The following is a 17,495-nucleotide window of genomic DNA, read 5'->3' as shown; positions in this document are numbered from 1 at the left end:
AGGGCAAGGCAGTTGAGCAGCGTACGAGGAAAGAAGATCCTGGTCACCGGGGGAGCGGGCACCATCGGCTCGCACCTCGTCGACCTCCTGGCCGAGGGCGGCGCCCGCGAGATCGTCGTACTCGACAACTTCGTGCGCGGACGGCGGGCCAACCTCGCCCAGGCCCTGCCCGGCGGCGTCGTGGAGGTCGTCGAGGGCGACATCCGGGACGCCGCCACCGTACGGAAGGTCACCGAGGGCGCCGACCTGGTGTTCCATCTCGCCGCCATCCGCATCACCCAGTGCGCGGAGGAGCCACGGCTCGCCAACGAGGTCCTGGTCGACGGCACCTTCAACGTCCTGGAGGCAGCGGCCGAGGCCGGCGTGTCCAAGGTGATCGCCTCGTCCTCCGCGTCCGTCTACGGCCTGGCCGAGACCTTCCCGACGACCGAGCGCCACCACCCGTACAACAACGACACCTTCTACGGCGCGGCCAAGGCCTTCAACGAGGGCATGCTGCGCAGCTTCCACGCCATGTACGGACTGGACTACGTGGCGCTGCGCTACTTCAACGTCTACGGCCCCCGGATGGACATCCACGGTCTCTACACCGAGGTGCTCATCCGCTGGATGGAGCGCATCGAGGCGGGCGAGCCGCCGCTGATCCTCGGCGACGGCATGCAGACCATGGACTTCGTCGACGTGCGTGACATCGCGAGGGCCAACGTCCTGGCCGCCGAGCCGGGTCTCACCGACGAGGTGTTCAACATCGCGAGCGGCACCGAGACTTCGCTGCGCGAACTCGCCGACGGCCTGCTGGAGGCGATGGGGGCCGAGGGACTGGAGCCCGTGTACGGGCCCGCCCGCACGGTGAACGGGGTCACCCGCAGGCTCGCGGACACCGCACAGGCCGCCGAGCGGCTGGGCTTCACGGCGCGGATCGACCTGCGCACGGGCCTCAACGACCTGGTGACGTGGTGGCGCGCGGAGCGGGAGGCGGCCAAGTGAGCACCGACCGCATCCCGGTGATGATCCCCTGGCTCGGCGAGGAGGAGGCCCGGGCCGCCTCCGACGCGGTGCTGTCCGGGTGGGTCGCCCAGGGCCCCCGGGTCGCCGCCTTCGAGCGGGCCTTCGCCGAGCGGGTGGGCGCCGAGCACGCCGTCGCGGTCAGCTCCTGCACCACCGCCCTGCACCTGTCGCTCGTCGCGCTCGGACTGGGGCCCGGCGACGAGGTCGTGGTGCCCTCGCTGTCGTTCATCGCCACCGCCAACGCCGTGCGCCACGTCGGCGCCGAGCCCGTGTTCGCCGACGTCGACCCCGCCACCGGCAACCTCACCCCGGCCACCGTGGACGCGGTCCGCACCCCGCGCACCCAGGCCGTCCTCGCCGTCCACCAGGGCGGCGTACCGGCCGATGTGCACGCCCTGCGCGCCGCCTGCGCGGACTGGGACCTGCCCCTGGCCGAGGACGCGGCCTGCGCCATCGGCTCCACCGTCGGCGGCAAGCCCGTGGGGCACGGCGCGCTGATCGCCGCCTGGTCCTTCCACCCGCGCAAGGTCGTCACCACGGGGGAGGGCGGCATGATCAGCACGGACAGCGCCGAGTGGGCGGCCCGCCTGCGCCGGCTGCGCGAGCACGGTATGAACGCCTCGGCGGCCGAGCGCCATGCGAGCAACAGGCCGGTCCTGGAGAGCTACCTGGAGGTCGGCTTCAACTACCGGATGACCGACATCCAGGCCGCGGTCGGCCTGGTCCAGCTCGGGAAACTCGACGCGATGATCGCGCGCCGCCGACAGCTGGCGGCCCGCTACGACACGCTGCTGCACGACGTCCCCGGCCTCACTCCCGTACGCGACCCCGCGCACGGGCAGAGCAACTTCCAGTCCTACTGGGTGCTGCTGGACCAGGACTTCCCCGCAGGCCGGGACGACCTGCTCGCCGCCCTCGCCGAGGCCGGTGTCTCCGCCCGGCGCGGGATCATGGCCGCGCACCTCGAACCCGCCTACGCGGACCACCCCCGCGCGCCGCTGCCGGTCACCGAGCGGATCAGCCGCGACTCACTGATCCTGCCCCTGTTCCACACGATGACCGAGGCCCAGCAGGACCGCGTCGTGGCGGCGCTGCGCGAACAGGCCCGAAGATGAACGGGCTGCTGATCGTCGGCGCGGGCGGCTTCGCCCGGGAGACCGCACAGGCCGTACGCGACGCGGCCGATGCCGAGCTGCTCGGGCACCTCGACGACAACTCCGCCCTGCACGGTACCGAGGTGGACGGCGTGCCCGTCCTCGGCGGCTGCGACCTGGTCCACGACCTGCCCCGCGCCCGCGTGGTGATCTGCGTGGGCAACCCCCGGGACTACGCGGCCCGCGCCCGTCTGGCCCGCAGGCTCGCCCTGCCCCCGGACCGCTACGCCACCGTGATCCACCCGGCGGCGGCGGTGTCATCGACGTCCCGGGTCGGCCCCGGCTCGGTCCTGCTCGCGCACTGCGTCCTGACCGCCGCCGTGCGGGTGGGTGCGCATGTGGCGGTGATGCCGCAGGTCGTCCTCACCCATGACGACGTGGTGGAGGACTACGTCACTCTCGCGTCCGGCGTCCGCCTGGGCGGGGGAGCGCGGCTGGAGCGGGGCGCCTATGTCGGCTCCGGGGCCCTGGTCAGGGAGGGCACGGCGATCGGAGCCTGGTCGCTGGTCGGGATGGGCAGCACCGTGCTCGGCGATGTGCCGCCGGGAGAGGTCTGGGCGGGGAGCCCGGCCCGGCGGTTGCGCGCGGCGGACGCGCCCGCGCTCGACGAACTCGCGACGCGAAAAATGGGGGGACCCGTCCGATGAACCAGATTCCGCTTGTCGACCTCAAGGCGGCCCACGCCGAGGTGGCCGAGGAGGTACGGGCAGGATTCGAACGGATCCTGGCCGACACCGCGTTCATCGGCGGAGACGAGGTCCGCCGATTCGAGCACGCGTACGCGGAGTTCGGCGGTGTCGCGCACTGCGTGGGCGTCGCCAACGGAACCGACGCCGTCGAACTCGCCCTGCGCGCCCGTGGGGTCGGGCCCGGCGACGAGGTCGTGGTGCCCGCCAACACCTTCATCGCCACCGTGGGCGCCGTGGCCAGAATCGGTGCGCGACCGGTCCTGGCGGACTGCCTGCCCGACACCCACCTGCTCGACCCCCAGGCCGCGCTGGACGCGGTCGGCCCGGCCACCCGCGCGGTGGTACCGGTGCACCTCTACGGGCAGATGGCCGACGTGACGGAACTGGCCGGCCGGCTGCCCGGTCGCGTACGGGTCGTCGAGGACGCCGCGCAGTGCCAGGGCGCCACCCGCGACGGCCGCGCGCCGGGCAGTGGCGGCATCGCGGCCACCAGCTTCTACCCGGGCAAGAACCTGGGTGCCTACGGCGACGCGGGCGCGGTGCTGACCGACGACGAGGAACTGGCCGGCCTGGTGCGGGCGATCGCGAACCACGGCGGCGTCGCCAAGTACCGCCACGACGTGCCCGGGTTCAACAGCCGTCTCGACGGGCTGCAGGCCGTCGTCCTGCGGGCCAGGCTGGCCCGGCTGGCGGACGGCAACGCGGCCCGGCGGGCAGCCGCGGCCCGCTACGACGCACTGCTCGCCGACCTGGCGGTCACCGGCCGCATCGTGCTCCCCACGACGGCGCCCGGCAACGTCCACGTCCAGCACCTGTACGTCGTCCAGGTCGTCGGCGCGGACCGCGACGACATCGTCGGCAAGCTCAACGCCGAGGGCATCGGCGCGGGTGTGCACTATCCCGTCCCGGTGCACCTCACGCCCGCGTACCGCCATCTCGGCCACGTCCGGGGCGACTTCCCGAACGCCGAGAGGGCGGCCGGCCGGATCCTGTCGCTCCCGCTGTACCCGCAGATCACCGCCGATCAGCAGCAGCGCGTCGTGGACACGCTCACCGACGCGCTCGGAAGCTGACCGGCCCCGGCTCCACCCGACGGCACGCGTCGGTCCTGCACAGCACCGCTGAGAGGTACTCATGAACAGATGGAGCAGACGGATCCGGGGCGTCCGCCTCGCCGTCGTGGCGGCATTGATATGGGCGGTGCTCCCCCAGGCTGTACCGGCCCAGGCGGCATCCGATCCGTGCGGAGCCGGCTCGAACCCCGTCGTGTGCGAGAACTCCAAGCCGGGCAGCCCGAAATCCGACTGGTTCTCGCCCAACGCCTACGGTGACATCCAGGGGTTCTCCACCAAGGAGAGCGTCCAGGCCGGGGACACCGTCCAGTTCAAGGTCCAGTCGAAGGTCCCCTACCACATCGAGATCTACCGGCTGGGCTGGTACGGCGGCGACGGCGCGCGCGAGATGTCCACCGCGGCCCAGGCGGCCGTGACCTATCCGGCCAACTACATCACCAAGCCGGCCGGTTGCACCACGAAGAGCAGCACCGGCCTGGTCGACTGCGGCAACTGGCCCGTGACCGCGACCTGGACGGTGCCCAGCGGTGCCGTGTCCGGCCTGTACATCGCGAACCTGACGCAGACGGACGGCGACGGCCTGATGCCGTACCCGTTCGTCGTCCGCAACGACTCCAGCACCTCCGACATCGTCGTACAGACCAGCGATCAGACCTGGCAGGCCTACAACGACTACGGCGGCCAGGATCTGTACGGCGGCACCGGGCCCGCTCCGGACGGCCGCGCCTACGAGGTCAGCTACAACCGGCCGCTGGACATCGGCGGTGACAACGGCATCTACGGCTCCGAGTACATGATGCTGTCCTGGCTGGAACGCAACGGCTACGACGTCAGCTACCTGTCCGGCGTGGACGTGTCGGCCAACGGCGCCACCCTGCTGAAGAAGCACAAGGTGTACATGTCCTCCGGTCATGACGAGTACTGGACGCAGAGCCAGTACTCCAACGTCCTGGCGGCCCGCAAGGCAGGCGTCCGCGAGGCCTTCTTCAGCGGCAACGAGGTCTTCTGGAAGACGCGGCTCGCCCCGAGCATCGACGGCGCCGGCACGGCGAACCGGACCCTGGTCTGCTACAAGATGACCAAGATGTCCCAGAACAACGGCATCGCCGACCCCAGCGGCATCTGGACCGGCACCTGGATGGACCCGGCCGGCAGCGACTACGGCCAGACCTACCAGCCGCCGAACATCCTCACCGGCTCCATGTTCCAGGTGAACGGCTACCGCAGCGACGCGATCACCGTCCCCGGCTCGTACGGCAGGAACCGGCTGTGGCGCAACACCTCCATCGCCAACCTCACCGCCGGGCAGACCGCCACCTTCCCGACGGGCACCCTCGGTTACGAGTGGGACAGCGACATCGACAACGGCACCAGGCCCGCGGGGGAGATCGACCTGTCGTCCACGACCGTGGACATCAACGACGGCAAGCTCCGCACGGACTGGGGCAACGTGTACGGCAACGGCACGGCGACGCACAACCTCGTCGAGTTCCGCGACCGGGACTCGGGCGCCCTGGTGTTCGGGGCGGGGACCGTGCAGTGGTCGTGGGGCCTGACCGACATCCCCACCTACAACCCCGAGGACACGGTGGTCACCGAGGACGCCCGGATGCAGCAGGCGACCGTGAACGTCCTGGCCGACATGGGGGTCAAGCCACTGACCCTGCAGAGCAACCTCGTCACCGCGACGGCCTCCACCGATACCACGGGTCCGGCCGTCACCGTGAAGAGCCCGGCCTCCGGGATCACCGTCCCGGCGCTGAAGCCGGTCACCATCACCGGCACCGCCACCGACTCCGGCGGAGGCGTGGTGGCCCGCGTGGAGGTGTCCACGGACGGCGGAACCACCTGGAAGGCCGCGAACGGCCTGGCGTCCTGGAGCTACAGCTGGACCCCGACGACCCCGGGCCCGGCGTCCGTCGCAGTCCGCGCGGTCGACGACAGCGTCAACATCGGCGCGGTCACCACCGTCCCGCTGACCGTCGGCCCGCAGGCCTGCCCCTGCACCGTCTGGCCGGCCTCGGCCGTTCCCGGCACCGTCAACGCGGGCGACGGCAGCTCGGTGGAGCTCGGCGTCAAGTTCCGCACCACGACGGCCGGTTCCCTCACCGGTGTCCGCTTCTACAAGTCACCGGCCAATACGGGCACCCACACCGGGAGCCTGTGGAGCGCCTCCGGCACCCGCCTGGCCACCGGCACCTTCACCAAGGAGACGGCCTCCGGCTGGCAGCAGCTGAACTTCGCCACCCCGGTCAGCGTCAAGGCCAACACCACCTACGTCGCCTCCTACTTCGCTCCCAACGGCGGGTACTCCTACGACGGCGGCTACTTCTCCGGCAGCGACGCCGGCCTGGCCCCGCTCACGGCACTGAAGTCCGGCACGGACGGCGGCAACGGCGTCTACCACTACGGCTCGACCAGCGCGTTCCCGTCCTCGCAGTCCTCCGGCAGCAACTACTGGGTCGATGTCGTGCTGGACACCTCGACGGCCAGCACGACCCCGCCCACCGTCACCTCCACCTCCCCGACGTCCGGGGCGACCGGTGTGTCGATCACCGCACCGGTGTCGGCCGTCTTCAGCTCGGCCGTCGACACCGACGATCTGACGTTCACCCTGAAAGGCCCGGACGGCACCACCGTGCCGGGAACCACCACGCTCCCCGCGTCCGACAAGGCGACCCTCACACCGTCGACGCAGCTGGAACTCCACACCACCTACACCGCGTCCGTCCAGGCCTCCGACCTGTGGGGCAACGCCATGGCCGACCCGGTGACCTGGTCCTTCACCACCAGTTCCACCCCGCCCGCGGTCACCTGTCCCTGCACGCTGTGGGGCTCGTCCACCGTGCCGGCCAACGCCGACATGACCAGTGACACCAACTCCGTGGAGCTGGGCACCCGGTTCACCTCCTCGGCGGACGGCTGGATCACCGGCGTCACGTTCTACAAGGGCACCGGCAACACCGGCACGCACACCGGCAGCCTGTGGACCGACGACGGCACGCTGCTCGCCACCGGCACCTTCACCGGCGAGACGGCCTCGGGCTGGCAGCAGATGACGTTCGCCGCTCCGGTGGCCGTGACCGCGGGCACCCCGTACGTCGTCTCCTACCACGCGCCGCACGGCAACTACGCGGTGGACGGCGGCTACTTCGCGGCAGCCCACCAGTCCTATCCGCTGACCGCCACCGCCGACACCACCGCGCACCACAACGGGCTCTACCGGTACGGCACCGACCCGGCCTTCCCCAACGGTTCCTACAGCTCCGCGAACTACTGGGTCGGCCCGGTCTTCACCGCCGACAACCCGAGTGCGTCCCTGTCGACGGCCAAGGCCTCGGAGGTGACCGCGTCCTCGGTGACACACACCGCCGACGCGCAGGACGCCCTCGTCACGACCCTGCCCGCCTCGGCCGGCGTGTCGTCCGTCAAGGCGACCGTGACCGTCCTGAGGGGTTCCGAGGCGGCCAGGAAGCTCCACATCACCGCCGTCACCTCCTACGACCGGGCCACCCACAGGGTGTCCGTCCACCTGTCCGCCCCGTTGCCGGACGGCACACGGTTCACGGTCACCGTCACCGCCCGGGACCGGCACCAGCACCCGGTGAAGTCCCGCAGCTGGACCCTGACCGGCAAGACCGTCCGCAAGAAGATTGGCTCCCTTGATCGATGAGCACCGTCAGTGTCGTGATCCCCTGCTACAAGTACGGCCACTTCCTGGCCGACTGCGTGCGCAGCGTCCTGGACGAGCAGGACGGCGTCGACGTCCGGGTACTCGTCATCGACGACGCCTCGCCCGACGACTCGGCGGAGACCGCGCACAAGCTGGCCGCCTCCGACCCCCGGATCGAAGTCCGCGTCCACGCGACCAACAAGGGCCACATCGCCACCTACAACGAGGGCCTGCTGGAATGGGCCGACGGCGACTACGTCGCCCTCCTGTCGGCCGACGACCGGCTGGTCCCAGGGGCCTTGGTGCGGGCCGCCGCGCTGCTGGACGCCCATCCCGAAGCGGGGTTCGCCTATGGGCGCCCGCTGCGTTTCCAGCACGGCGGCCCGCTGCCGGCGGCCCGCACGCACAGCACCGGCTCGGTCGTCTATCCCGGGCGGTGGTGGCTGGAGCGGCGCTTCCGCGAGGGCACCGGCTGCATCACCTCGCCGGAAGTCGTCGTCCGCACCAGCCTCCAGCGCACGGTCGGCGGCTACGACCCGGCCCTGCCGCACGCCGGTGACATCGAGATGTGGATGCGGCTCGCCGCACACGCCGACGTCGGCTACATCCGCGGTGCCGACCAGGCCTTCTACCGCGTCCACGGCAAGAACATGTCCACCACCGACTTCGGCGGTCAGCTCGACGACCTGCGCCAGCGCCTGGTGGCCTTCGACTCGGTGCTCGCCAAATGCGCCGACCGGCTGCCCCACGCCGACCGCCTGGCCGACGAGGTCCACACCCGGCTCGCCCGCTTCGCGCTGCGCCGGGCGTACCGGGCCTACGACCGGGGGCGGACGGATGTCGTCCCGGTCGACGCGTGCGTGGAGTTCGCCGCGCAGTGCCTGCCGGGATACACGGCGCTGCCGGAATACCGTGCGCTGCGGTTGCGCAGGCGGATCGGTGCGCAGGTCATGCCCTATCTGCAGCCGCTGGTGTGGTCGGCCGTGGCCGAGCGCGGCCGGGAGTGGCTGTGGTGGGAGTCGTGGAAGCGCCGCGGTATCTGATGGTGCGTCGGCAAGCCTCAGTGGGTCGCTGGAACAGGGCCGGCGTGACGGCGGGGAGAGACGTGACGGCGCCTCAGCAGGAACCGGTCGAGCCACAACGCGCCGAGAACCCCGCCGGCCGCGCCGAGCAGTGCCATGCCCGCCAGGCCCCGGCTCTTGTCACCCTGCACCTGTGCCGCGCTCGGCGAGGTCAGGACGGAGGCGGTGATCCGCGACCCGGCCGGCACCCCCTGGGCCGACTGCAACTGGTCGACATGCCGGGTGTAGACATCGATCATGCGACGGACCGCCGCCACGGCGGCGCCGGCGCCGGACGCCTGCGACTGCATCTGCAGCGAGGGGATCAGGTAACGGGGCGTCGCGCTGGTGCCGCTGTTGCGTGGGACGAGATGGTAGCTCCCCCGAACGCCCGCGGCCCGCAACTCCTTTGCACCGTCCGGGGATCGCAGCTGCTGGACGACCGCATAGGACACCAGGGCGAGCGGGGGCTGCAGATTGGTGAGCTGATTGGGCTGGTTCCGCGTCACCGGCGGTTTGAGGACGACCACCGCGGACCCGACGTACTGGGGAGCGGGACGCACCACGTGATACGCCCCGGCGGCCGTCAGCAGCAGCGCGACCACCACGACGTACCAGCGTCGGAGCAGCGCATCGGCGACGTTCCCGGGCGACATGTGAGTTCCTTCCGTCGCCCCCGATACTGGCAGGGCACGCGGTGGGACGCCATCGAATGGGGGGATGGTTCATGAATCTCGATGAGATATGGGCCATTCTGCGCAGACGTTGGTATTTCATGGTGCCCTTCACCCTGCTCAGCCTGCTCGGCGGCGCGTATCTGTATGTGACCGTCCCCGTCTCCTACCAGTCGCAGAGCTCGGTCGCCCTGCTGGACTCCTCGGCCGTCGCCCGGCTGGCCCCCACCTTCGGCAACCCCATCTCGAACGCGGGCGGTTCGCTCATCGTCACGGCCGACGTGCTGATCAGGACCCTCGAATCGAACGACGCCGCCAAGGAGTTGCACAGCAGGGGCGTCACGGACCCGTACACCGCCGGCTTCGCGCCGCAGAGCGACAGCCCACTGCTCGTGCTCAGCGTCACCGGGACCGACCGGGCGAAGGTGCTCAAGGAGACCAGCACCCTGACCACCTTCGCCGGCGAGCAACTCGATGCCCTGCAGGCCGCCGCCAAGGTCCCGCCCGCGTATCTCGTGCAGACCGCCCCCGTCGTGCTGCCGCAGACCCCGGTGGCCAAGTCGAAGAGCCGCTACCAGGACGTCGCTGCTGTCGTCATCCTGGGCGTCGTCAGCGCGTTTTTGCTGTCGATCCTGATGGAGGGCGTCGCGGTGGTCCGCCGCCGGCGGCAGGGCACCGCACGACAGCAGGAGACCCGCACCCCCAAGCGGGTACGAGCAGGACCGCTGAGCCGACGGGTGGACGCCACCGCGATCCTCACCGTCTACTTGGCGCTCGCCTTCTTCATCCCGTCGAACCTGGCCCTGCCCGCGCTCGGCGGCGTCGGCACGCCGGCCAACGTCTTCGCCCTGCTCGGACTGCTCTGGTACCTGGCGACCTGGCTCGGCGGCCGTGTCCTTCCCGCACCGGGCACCAGGCTCGCACGGGTCGCGATGTGCGTGCTCGGGCTGGCCGTCCTCGCGGCGTATGTCGCCGACGCGATGCGCGAGAGCTCCCACGAGGAGGTCCTCGGGGCCGACCGCGGGCTCATCGGGTTCCTGGTGTGGGTGTCGCTGGTCGTCCTGACCTCGGCGGGGGTGCAGGACCGCGCACGGCTCGACGTGTTGCTGCGCCGGGTGGTGGTCATGGGGTCCGTCGTCGCCGCGATCGGCTTCTACGACTTCTTCGCGGCCACCAACATCGCCGACTCCCTCCACATCCCCGGGCTCCAGACCAGCGTGGCGCAGGTGAGCGTCATGGACCGCGGCGCCTTCACCCGGCCCCGGGCCACCACGGCCCAGCCGCTGGAGTTCGCCGGCATGCTGGCGATCCTCCTGCCCTTCGCCGTCCAGCAGGCCTTCGATCCGGTACGCCGTCACCGCCATGTGCTGCGCCGCTGGGCACCGGTGGTGCTCATGGCCGGTGCGCTGCCGCTGACCGTGTCGCGGACCTCGATCATCGGCCTGCTGCTGGTCGCCCTGGTGATGGTGCCGCGCTGGAAGCCGGCCCGACGGTGGGCCGCGATCGGTGTGATGACGGCCTCCGTGGCCGTCTTCAAGGTGCTCGTCCCCGGGCTGATCGGCACGATCACGGGCCTGTTCGCGTCGTTCCTGTCCAACTCCGACAGCAGCACCCAGGCCCGGACGGTCAAGTACAGCGCGATCGGGCCCTATCTGCAGGAGCATCCGCTGTTCGGGCGGGGCTTCGGCACCTTCACCCCGGACCTGTACTTCTTCACCGACAACCAGTACATGCTGACCCTGGCCGAGACGGGCGTGCTCGGGCTCGTCGCCCTGCTCGTCCTGTTCGTCACCGGAATCCACCACGGCGGCGCCCTCCGGCGGCTGGCCCGCACCGAGTCCGACCGCGAACTGGGACAGGCGTTCTTCGCCTCGTCGGTGGTCGCCCTGGTCATCAGCGCCACCTTCGACTCACTGAGCTTCCCGATGTTCGCCGGGATGTTCTTCCTGATGCTGGGGGCGGGGTGCAGCTGTCTGGGCTTCGTCCGGCGCGAGGCGGCAACCGCCGCCGTCCCGGCCCCGCGCGCCGCCTCCGAAGACCGACTTCCCCACCTCATGGAGTCCCGTTGAGCCCTGTCGCCGTCATCGTCGTCACCTGGAACAGCGCCCCGGTGCTCCCCGGGTTCCTCGCCGCACTCGGGGACGGCATGGCCGGTCTCGACTGGCGGCTCGTCGTCGCCGACAACGACTCCGCCGACGACACCGTCGAGGTGCTCCGTGCGCTGGCCCCCGACGCGACCGTCGTCCAGACCGGCCGCAACGCCGGGTACGCCGCAGGCATCAACGCTGCGCTGGGCGCCGCCGGTGCGTACAGGGCCGTACTCATCTGCAACCCCGACATCCGGATGCGGCGGGGCTGCGCCCGACGTCTCGTGGACAGTCTCGGCGACGGCGTGGGGATCGCCGTGCCCCTCCTGTACGAAGACGGCCGGGACTCGCCCCATTACTCACTGCGCCGGGAGCCGAGCGTGTCCCGGGCCCTCGGCGAGGCCGTCATCGGAAACCGCCGGGCCGGGCGCTTCCCGCACTGGAGCGAACTCGTCACCGACCCCGCCGCCTACCGACGGCCCACGCGCGCGGACTGGGCGACCGGCGCGCTCATGGCCGTCGCCGCGGACTGCCTGGCCGCCTGCGGTCCCTGGGACGAGTCCTTCTTCCTCTACTCGGAGGAGACCGAGTACTGCCTGCGCGCCCGGGACCGTGGATACGCCACGCAGCTGGAACCGACAGCCGAGGCCGTCCATCTCGGCGGCGACTCCCAGGTCTCGCCCCGGCTCTGGACTCTGCTGACGCTCAATCGCGTGCGCCTCTACGGGCGGCGCCACGGGGCCGTCTCAACGGCATGCTTCCGAGGAGCCGTGTTCCTGCGCGAGGCGTCGCGAGCGGCTCTCGGCAGGAGGGCCAGCCGCGCGGCGGCAGCCGCCCTGCTCAAGCCGGGCGCGCTGCGGGCCACACCGGCACCGTGACGCTCAGTCGGCCCACGACGTGTAGAAACTCCCCGGGTTCACCAGATACCGCACGGTCGCCCGCGGCACGTGCCGCACACTGTGACCGCGGCTGTACCGGTGGACGAGCTCCCAGTCCTCCCGCGGAAGCACCTCCGGCGTCCGCCGCAGCCGGCTGAAGTGCAGCGAACCGTCCCGCCGCGCGACGAACGCGTTGGTGTCCAGGAAGGACTCCCGGGCCGCCCTGCGGCGGTCGAACGGCACGGACAGGATGTCCCGCTCGGTCCCGTCCGGCAGGACGCGGCGCAGCGCCGTGTAGACGCCGTCGGGCCCGTGGGGGGACTCCAGAACCGCCAGCGCCTGTTCCAGATGGTCGGGCTCCCACAGGTTGTCGTCGTCGAGGAAGGCCACGTACCGCGAGCGGCTGAGGCGGATGCCCACATTGCGCACGACGCCGGCAACGCCCGTGTTGCGCGCCAGCGAGACCGCGAACAGGCGTGGATCATCCGGCAGTTCGGGGAGCCCGGCACCGTCGTCGACGACCACCACGACCTGGTCGCGGACGGTCTGCGCCAGGGCCGAACGGACGGCCGCCCGCAGCTCGTCGGGTCGGCGGTGGGTGGCGATGACCGTGGCGACCAGGGCGCAGGGCAGCGGCGCGGCGGCAGCCGCGAGCCTGCGGGCCTCGGCGGTTTCGAAGCGGCGCAGCCGCACCGCGGAGGGAAAGAGGAGGACCTTGTTGCGCAGCTCGAACAGGACGAGCCAGCCGAAGGCGCGCTTGAGGAGCTCCCAGGGAGCGCGGGCGATGCGTCGCATGATCCTCTTCCTCAGCCGGCCGGCTCGGGGGTGATCGGGGTGCCGTGGGAGAACCGGTTGCCGCGCCAGACGTTGCCGGTACCGCCGGCGTTCCAGGCGGTGACGGCTCCGTAGACACCGCAGTTGCGGTGGTAGCGGGTGGAGAAGACGTTGTCCGTGACCTCGATCCCGGTGGCGCCGTCGCCACCCCCGTAGAGGCAGTACGCGCCACCGGCCAGCAGGTTGTGGTCGATGACCGTATCGGAGACGGGCCCGGAGTCGGCGAACAGACCCAGGCTGGCGGAGGCTCCCCGGTCGACGGCGACGGGATTGAGCAGGGTGTTGTGACGGATGATCAGCCGGCCCTTGTTGCTGCCGCCGCTGATCACCGCGTCGGTGTGCTGCCACTCGCCACCGGCGTTGCGGAAGGGGACGAGGTCGTGGACGTAGGAGTCGTGGATATAGCCCTGGCCCATGGACAGGGCGTTGCCGAAGACGGAGATGTCGCTCCAGCCGACCTCGATGGAACTGCCGCCCATGTTCGACACGGCGTAGTCCACCCCGCCGTTGTCGGGACCCTTGCCGGGGACGGCGGTGATGGTGGTGTGGAGGATCTTCAGTCCGCTGTGACCGGGGCGCAGGTTGACCCCCCACCAGTTCGTGGAGGTGATCCTGGTGTCGACGATCGTCACGTTGTCCGCGTAGATGTCGAGTGAGCCGGTGATGTCCCACCCTCTGATGACGGTCCCGTCCGTCCTGACGGTCATGTTCCCGGTGGAGTGCGGCGTGAGGGGGACGCGGGGGCCGGTGCTGCGGGCATCGGGGAAGCCGGCTGTCCGGGGGCTCCCGCTGGTGGCGTGAGCGGTGCCGTTGGTTCCGTCTTCGGCGGTGTGGCCCGCTCCGCCGGCGCAGGCGGTCGCCAGCGCGAGCGTCACAAGGGCGGCCATGCGGCGGATCCTGGTCATACGGTCTCCGGTGCCCGGGAGCCGAGGAGCAGGCGGCGGCCGGGCAGGACACACACCGCGTAACAGGCCAGGGCCGCTGTGCCGATGAGGAGGAGGGCGGGGGTGCCGTCGCCGAGGAACCGCTTCGCGGCGAGGATCAGCAGGGTCATCACGGTCCCCCCGAGCAAGGGCCAGGCGCAGGCTGCGGCGATGTGGGCGAGGCCGATCCCGGCCCGGCCCAGGGCGTAGAGGAAGGCGGGTACGACGAGACAGGCGGCGACCAGGACATGGCCCTGGGAGACGCCGACGATGCCGCCGAGGCGCGCGCCGACGAGGAGGACGGGGACGAGGGCCACGACCCACAGGCCCTGGACGAGCAGGAGGGCGCGCCGTTGCTCGGTGGCGACGAGGCAGTCGTAGGCGAGTTCGCAGCCGATGCGGATCAGGCCGAGGGCCATCAGCCAGGGCAGCGCATCGGCGGCGGGCACCCACGTGCCGCCGTACACGAGGTGCACGACCGGCGCGGCGAGGCTGCCGAGCAGCACGCACAGCGGGACGGTGCCGGTGACCAGCACGCCCAGGGCGCGGCTGAAGCCCCGGGCGAGGGCCTGCGGGGAGCCGGCGAGGCGCGAGAAGCCGGCGAAGGAGACACGCCGGGCCGCCTCGGAGATGATGCGCACCGGCCAGCCGGACATGTTGAACGCCAGGACGTAGAAGCCGAGGGAGACCTGACCGAGGGTGGAGCCGACGACCAGGGTGTCCACATTGACGACGGCGAGGGCGAGGAGGCTCGCGCCGGCCAGCGGCAGCCCGAACCTCAGCAGCGCCCGGGCCTGTTCGGGATCCCAGCCGAACCGCAGGGTACCGGGGGCGGCCAGGGCGCAGCCGGCGAGGGCGGCGACGTTGCCCGCGACCGCGCCCCAGGCGAAGCTCATCGCGCCCCAGCCCGCGAAGGCCAGCACCAGGGTCACGGAGGTGCTGATGAGGAAGTTGAGCGCATCGATGACCATCCGCCTGCCCTGGGCGAACTCCCGGGTCAGGAAGCCGGCGGGCACCTGGGCCACCCCGTCGATCACCAGGCACAGGCACATCACCCGCAGTACGCCCGCGGCTCCGGGCGAGTCGAGCAGCCCTGCCACCGTCGGTGCCGAGACGAACAGGGCGGCGTACAGCAGGCCGCTGGACGCGGTGGCCAGCGTCAGTACCGTCGGCGCGAAGCGGCGGGGATCGCCGTCCCAGCGGACGATGGCCAGGCTGACGCCGAGTTCGTTGGCGGAGAGGAGGACCAGGAGCACGGTCTGGGCGATGCCGTAGACGCCCCACTGAGCGGGCCCGAGGGCGAAGCGCGCCAGCAGGATGCCGGTGGCGAAGTTGCCGAGGCGCATGACGACGGTGTTGATCAGGCTCCAGCGGGCCGCGGAGCGGACCTTGCGGCCGAGGGAAGCGGGAGCGGGGGTGTCGCTCGGCTCAGCGGTCCCGCTGTCCGGTGTGCGAACGCTGTCCATGAGTCGACTCCTCGTCGAGCGGCTCGGCGGCGGGTGCCACGGCCATGGCGGGCCGTCCGGCCCTCGGCTCCGCGGCGGCCGTGGTCTCGGCGGACCGCGACCAGGTGGGCGGCGGCCGGAGGGCCACCGTCTCGTCCGTCGCCGGTTCTCCGGTCGCGGACGTGGGGGCGGTGACCGGTCGCGCAGGCTCGTCCGGCTGCGCCGGCGCGCGCGGCCGGCGGCGGGCCTCCACGTAGAAGACGGCGACCAGGCTCAGCACCAGTCCCAGGAACCCGGCCATGACCAGGTATTCGAGCCGGGTCTTGGTCTGCGCCACCGGGTTCTGGGGGGCCACGACGGTCGTCATACGGATCATGGCCTTCGGGGCCACCGACTGCTGTTTCTGGAACTGCTCCAGCCGTTGTCCGGCATACGCGGTCAGGATGCGGTCCGAGGCCAGCACGTCGGTCTTGTCGGTGCCGGTGACCGTGAGCCACATGAGCGGCCCCTGGGCGTTGTCGGCGAGCTTGGCCTCGAACGTCCCCGTGGCGCCACGGGACTTGAGCTCCCGCACGGAGTCGTCGGAATTGAGATTGCGGGCCAGGCCGTCGGCCATGCCGGTGAGCGAGGTCTGGGTGCTGAGGAAGGGGTTGCCGTCGTAGGCCACCGTGGCCTTCTGGGAGTTCAGGAGGACCACCGTGCTCTGCGACTGGTAGGTCACCGGAACCAGCAGGTACACGGCGACCGTCAGTCCGGCGGTCAGCAGCAGTCCGGGCAGCAGGACGCGCCAGCGCCTGCGCATGACCCGGAAGATCTCAGCGAGATCCATGGCGGTCCCCCCTCGCGACCCGACGTTCGACGAGCATATGCGGCAAGCGGATCATTTGGGGAAGGTTCGGTCGGTCGGCCTCGGCCGTGTGCTCGCGGTGCCTCCCTCCATCAGCACGTCGGCGATGCGGTCGCTCGCGCGCCCGTCCCACAGTTCGGGCCGGCGCGGTGCGGGCGGATCGTCCAGCACCCTGTGCACGGTGGAGACGATGCGCGCCGGGTCGCGGCCGGCCAGCACATTGGTGCCCTGCTCGACGGTGATCGGCCGCTCGGTGTTCTCCCGCAGGGTCACGCACGGCACGCCCAGCGCGGTGGTCTCCTCCTGAATGCCGCCGGAATCGGTCAGCACGAGGCGGGCGGAGTCCTGCAGGGCGATGAAGTCCAGGTATCCGGCGGGGGGCACGAGCCGGATGCCTGCGGGGACGCCGATGTCGGCCAGCCGTCCGGCCGCGCGCGGGTGCACGGGCAGCAGCAGCGGGCAGCGGCCGGCGATCTCACCGAGGGCCTTCAGCAGCCCGGCGAGGACCTCGGGATCGTCCACGTTGGCAGGGCGGTGCAGCGTGACCAGGCCGAACTCCCCTCTGCTCAGGCCGTACCGGCGGAGAATGCCCGAGGCCCTGGCCCGTTCCAGGTTGGCCAGCAGGGTGTCGATCATGACGTTGCCGACCAGGTGGATCTGGTCGTTCCGGTAGCCCTCCGCCCGCAGGTTCTCGACGGCGTCGGGTGAGGGGGCCAGCAGGTAGTCGCTGACGCGGTCGGTGGCGACGCGGTTGACCTCCTCCGGCATGCTCCAGTCGCGGCTGCGCAGGCCGGCCTCGACGTGCGCCAGCAGCGGCCCGGCCTTGGCGGTGACCAGGGCGCAGGCCAGAGTGGAGTTGATGTCGCCGACCACCACGACGATGTCCGGGCACACCTCGCCGAGAAGGGGCTCGAACGCGGTCATCACGCGTCCGGTCTGCTCGGCGTGGGTGCCGGAGCCGACCCCCAGGAAGCGGTCGGGCGGCCGGATGCCGAGGTCGGCGAAGAACACGTCGTTCATGGCCGGGTCGTAGTGCTGACCGGTGTGCACGAGGACCACCTCGGCGCCCCGGCGTTCCAGGGCGTCCATCACCGGTTTGATCTTCATGTAGTTGGGGCGTGCCCCGGCGACACAGACGATGCGCGGCAT

General features: G+C 71.3%; 14 protein-coding genes. 8 read left to right on the top strand and 6 right to left on the bottom strand.

The annotated features are described in order from the left end of the window. Positions 1-12: 12 nt before the first annotated feature. From ACZ41I_RS09425 to ACZ41I_RS09400, 6 genes are all read left to right on the top strand, one after another. Positions 13-987: an NAD-dependent epimerase/dehydratase family protein gene (locus ACZ41I_RS09425; protein WP_468513688.1), complete on the top strand. Its 975-nt coding sequence runs from the start codon at positions 13-15 to the stop codon at positions 985-987. Then, positions 984-2,123 (top strand): DegT/DnrJ/EryC1/StrS family aminotransferase, encoded by a 1,140-nt coding sequence (locus tag ACZ41I_RS09420; RefSeq protein WP_399769330.1) that lies wholly within the window; start codon positions 984-986, stop codon positions 2,121-2,123. Before ACZ41I_RS09425 ends, ACZ41I_RS09420 begins: the two co-directional genes overlap by 4 nt. Continuing rightward, positions 2,120-2,809: a NeuD/PglB/VioB family sugar acetyltransferase gene (locus tag ACZ41I_RS09415; RefSeq protein WP_399769328.1), complete on the top strand. Its 690-nt coding sequence runs from the start codon at positions 2,120-2,122 to the stop codon at positions 2,807-2,809. Before ACZ41I_RS09420 ends, ACZ41I_RS09415 begins: the two co-directional genes overlap by 4 nt. After that, entirely contained in the window at positions 2,806-3,924 is a 1,119-nt protein-coding gene (locus ACZ41I_RS09410; RefSeq protein ID WP_468513687.1) for a DegT/DnrJ/EryC1/StrS family aminotransferase, read from the top strand. The genes ACZ41I_RS09415 and ACZ41I_RS09410 overlap by 4 nt, the downstream gene beginning before the upstream one ends. Before the next feature lie 61 nt (positions 3,925-3,985). Next, positions 3,986-7,597, top strand: a complete 3,612-nt coding sequence (locus ACZ41I_RS09405; protein WP_468513686.1) for a DUF4082 domain-containing protein — start codon at positions 3,986-3,988, stop codon at positions 7,595-7,597. Further along, the gene (locus tag ACZ41I_RS09400; RefSeq protein WP_468321713.1) at positions 7,594-8,640 is read left to right on the top strand and encodes a glycosyltransferase; all 1,047 of its coding nucleotides are present in this window, start codon (positions 7,594-7,596) and stop codon (positions 8,638-8,640) included. The genes ACZ41I_RS09405 and ACZ41I_RS09400 overlap by 4 nt, the downstream gene beginning before the upstream one ends. Positions 8,641-8,657: 17 nt before the next feature. On the opposite strand, the gene ACZ41I_RS09395 is transcribed toward ACZ41I_RS09400, so the two are convergent. Next, the gene (locus tag ACZ41I_RS09395) at positions 8,658-9,314 is read right to left on the bottom strand and encodes a hypothetical protein (protein WP_468513685.1); all 657 of its coding nucleotides are present in this window, start codon (positions 9,312-9,314) and stop codon (positions 8,658-8,660) included. Between the two features lie 71 nt (positions 9,315-9,385). Between ACZ41I_RS09395 and ACZ41I_RS09390 the strand changes: the two genes are divergently transcribed. Together ACZ41I_RS09390 and ACZ41I_RS09385 are read left to right on the top strand one after the other, a co-directional pair. Next, positions 9,386-11,401: an O-antigen ligase family protein gene (locus tag ACZ41I_RS09390; protein WP_468513684.1), complete on the top strand. Its 2,016-nt coding sequence runs from the start codon at positions 9,386-9,388 to the stop codon at positions 11,399-11,401. Continuing rightward, positions 11,398-12,297, top strand: a complete 900-nt coding sequence (locus tag ACZ41I_RS09385) for a glycosyltransferase family 2 protein (protein WP_468513683.1) — start codon at positions 11,398-11,400, stop codon at positions 12,295-12,297. The genes ACZ41I_RS09390 and ACZ41I_RS09385 overlap by 4 nt, the downstream gene beginning before the upstream one ends. Positions 12,298-12,300: 3 nt before the next feature. Here ACZ41I_RS09385 and ACZ41I_RS09380 read toward each other — a convergent pair whose 3' ends face one another. Genes ACZ41I_RS09380 through wecB form a run of 5 tightly spaced genes read right to left on the bottom strand, consistent with a single transcriptional unit; the run spans position 12,301 to position 17,495 of the window. Continuing rightward, positions 12,301-13,092, bottom strand: coding sequence for a glycosyltransferase family 2 protein (locus ACZ41I_RS09380; protein WP_363218553.1), 792 nt, complete (start codon positions 13,090-13,092; stop codon positions 12,301-12,303). Positions 13,093-13,103: 11 nt separating this feature from the next. After that, positions 13,104-14,018, bottom strand: a complete 915-nt coding sequence (locus ACZ41I_RS09375; RefSeq protein WP_468513682.1) for a right-handed parallel beta-helix repeat-containing protein — start codon at positions 14,016-14,018, stop codon at positions 13,104-13,106. A gap of 14 nt (positions 14,019-14,032) precedes the next feature. Further along, positions 14,033-15,520: an oligosaccharide flippase family protein gene (locus ACZ41I_RS09370; RefSeq protein WP_468513681.1), complete on the bottom strand. Its 1,488-nt coding sequence runs from the start codon at positions 15,518-15,520 to the stop codon at positions 14,033-14,035. After that, on the bottom strand, positions 15,483-16,328 hold the full coding sequence (locus tag ACZ41I_RS09365; protein ID WP_468513680.1) for a YveK family protein: 846 nt from the start codon (positions 16,326-16,328) through the stop codon (positions 15,483-15,485). The genes ACZ41I_RS09370 and ACZ41I_RS09365 overlap by 38 nt, the downstream gene beginning before the upstream one ends. Positions 16,329-16,379: 51 nt before the next feature. After that, positions 16,380-17,495: a non-hydrolyzing UDP-N-acetylglucosamine 2-epimerase gene (gene wecB / locus ACZ41I_RS09360; RefSeq protein ID WP_468513679.1), complete on the bottom strand. Its 1,116-nt coding sequence runs from the start codon at positions 17,493-17,495 to the stop codon at positions 16,380-16,382.

It is taken from the genome of Streptomyces sp. NPDC030799 (genome assembly GCF_055572255.1).
The sequence above is the reverse complement of the archived record's forward strand: the minus strand, read 5'-3'. Positions and strand labels throughout refer to the sequence as shown.

Excerpts from the sequence above, each read along its gene's own strand:
- ACZ41I_RS09415 (WP_399769328.1), top strand. The coding sequence starts at position 2,120 with ATGAACGGGCTGCTGATCGTCGGCGCGGGCGGCTTCGCCCGGGAGACC.
- ACZ41I_RS09410 (WP_468513687.1), top strand. The coding sequence starts at position 2,806 with ATGAACCAGATTCCGCTTGTCGACCTCAAGGCGGCCCACGCCGAGGTG.
- ACZ41I_RS09405 (WP_468513686.1), top strand. The coding sequence starts at position 3,986 with ATGAACAGATGGAGCAGACGGATCCGGGGCGTCCGCCTCGCCGTCGTG.
- ACZ41I_RS09400 (WP_468321713.1), top strand. The coding sequence starts at position 7,594 with ATGAGCACCGTCAGTGTCGTGATCCCCTGCTACAAGTACGGCCACTTC.
- ACZ41I_RS09395 (WP_468513685.1), bottom strand. The coding sequence starts at position 9,314 with ATGTCGCCCGGGAACGTCGCCGATGCGCTGCTCCGACGCTGGTACGTC.
- ACZ41I_RS09390 (WP_468513684.1), top strand. The coding sequence starts at position 9,386 with ATGAATCTCGATGAGATATGGGCCATTCTGCGCAGACGTTGGTATTTC.
- ACZ41I_RS09380 (WP_363218553.1), bottom strand. The coding sequence starts at position 13,092 with ATGCGACGCATCGCCCGCGCTCCCTGGGAGCTCCTCAAGCGCGCCTTC.
- ACZ41I_RS09375 (WP_468513682.1), bottom strand. The coding sequence starts at position 14,018 with ATGGCCGCCCTTGTGACGCTCGCGCTGGCGACCGCCTGCGCCGGCGGA.
- ACZ41I_RS09370 (WP_468513681.1), bottom strand. The coding sequence starts at position 15,520 with ATGGACAGCGTTCGCACACCGGACAGCGGGACCGCTGAGCCGAGCGAC.
- ACZ41I_RS09365 (WP_468513680.1), bottom strand. The coding sequence starts at position 16,328 with ATGGATCTCGCTGAGATCTTCCGGGTCATGCGCAGGCGCTGGCGCGTC.
- wecB (WP_468513679.1), bottom strand. The coding sequence starts at position 17,495 with ATGCCGCGCATCGTCTGTGTCGCCGGGGCACGCCCCAACTACATGAAG.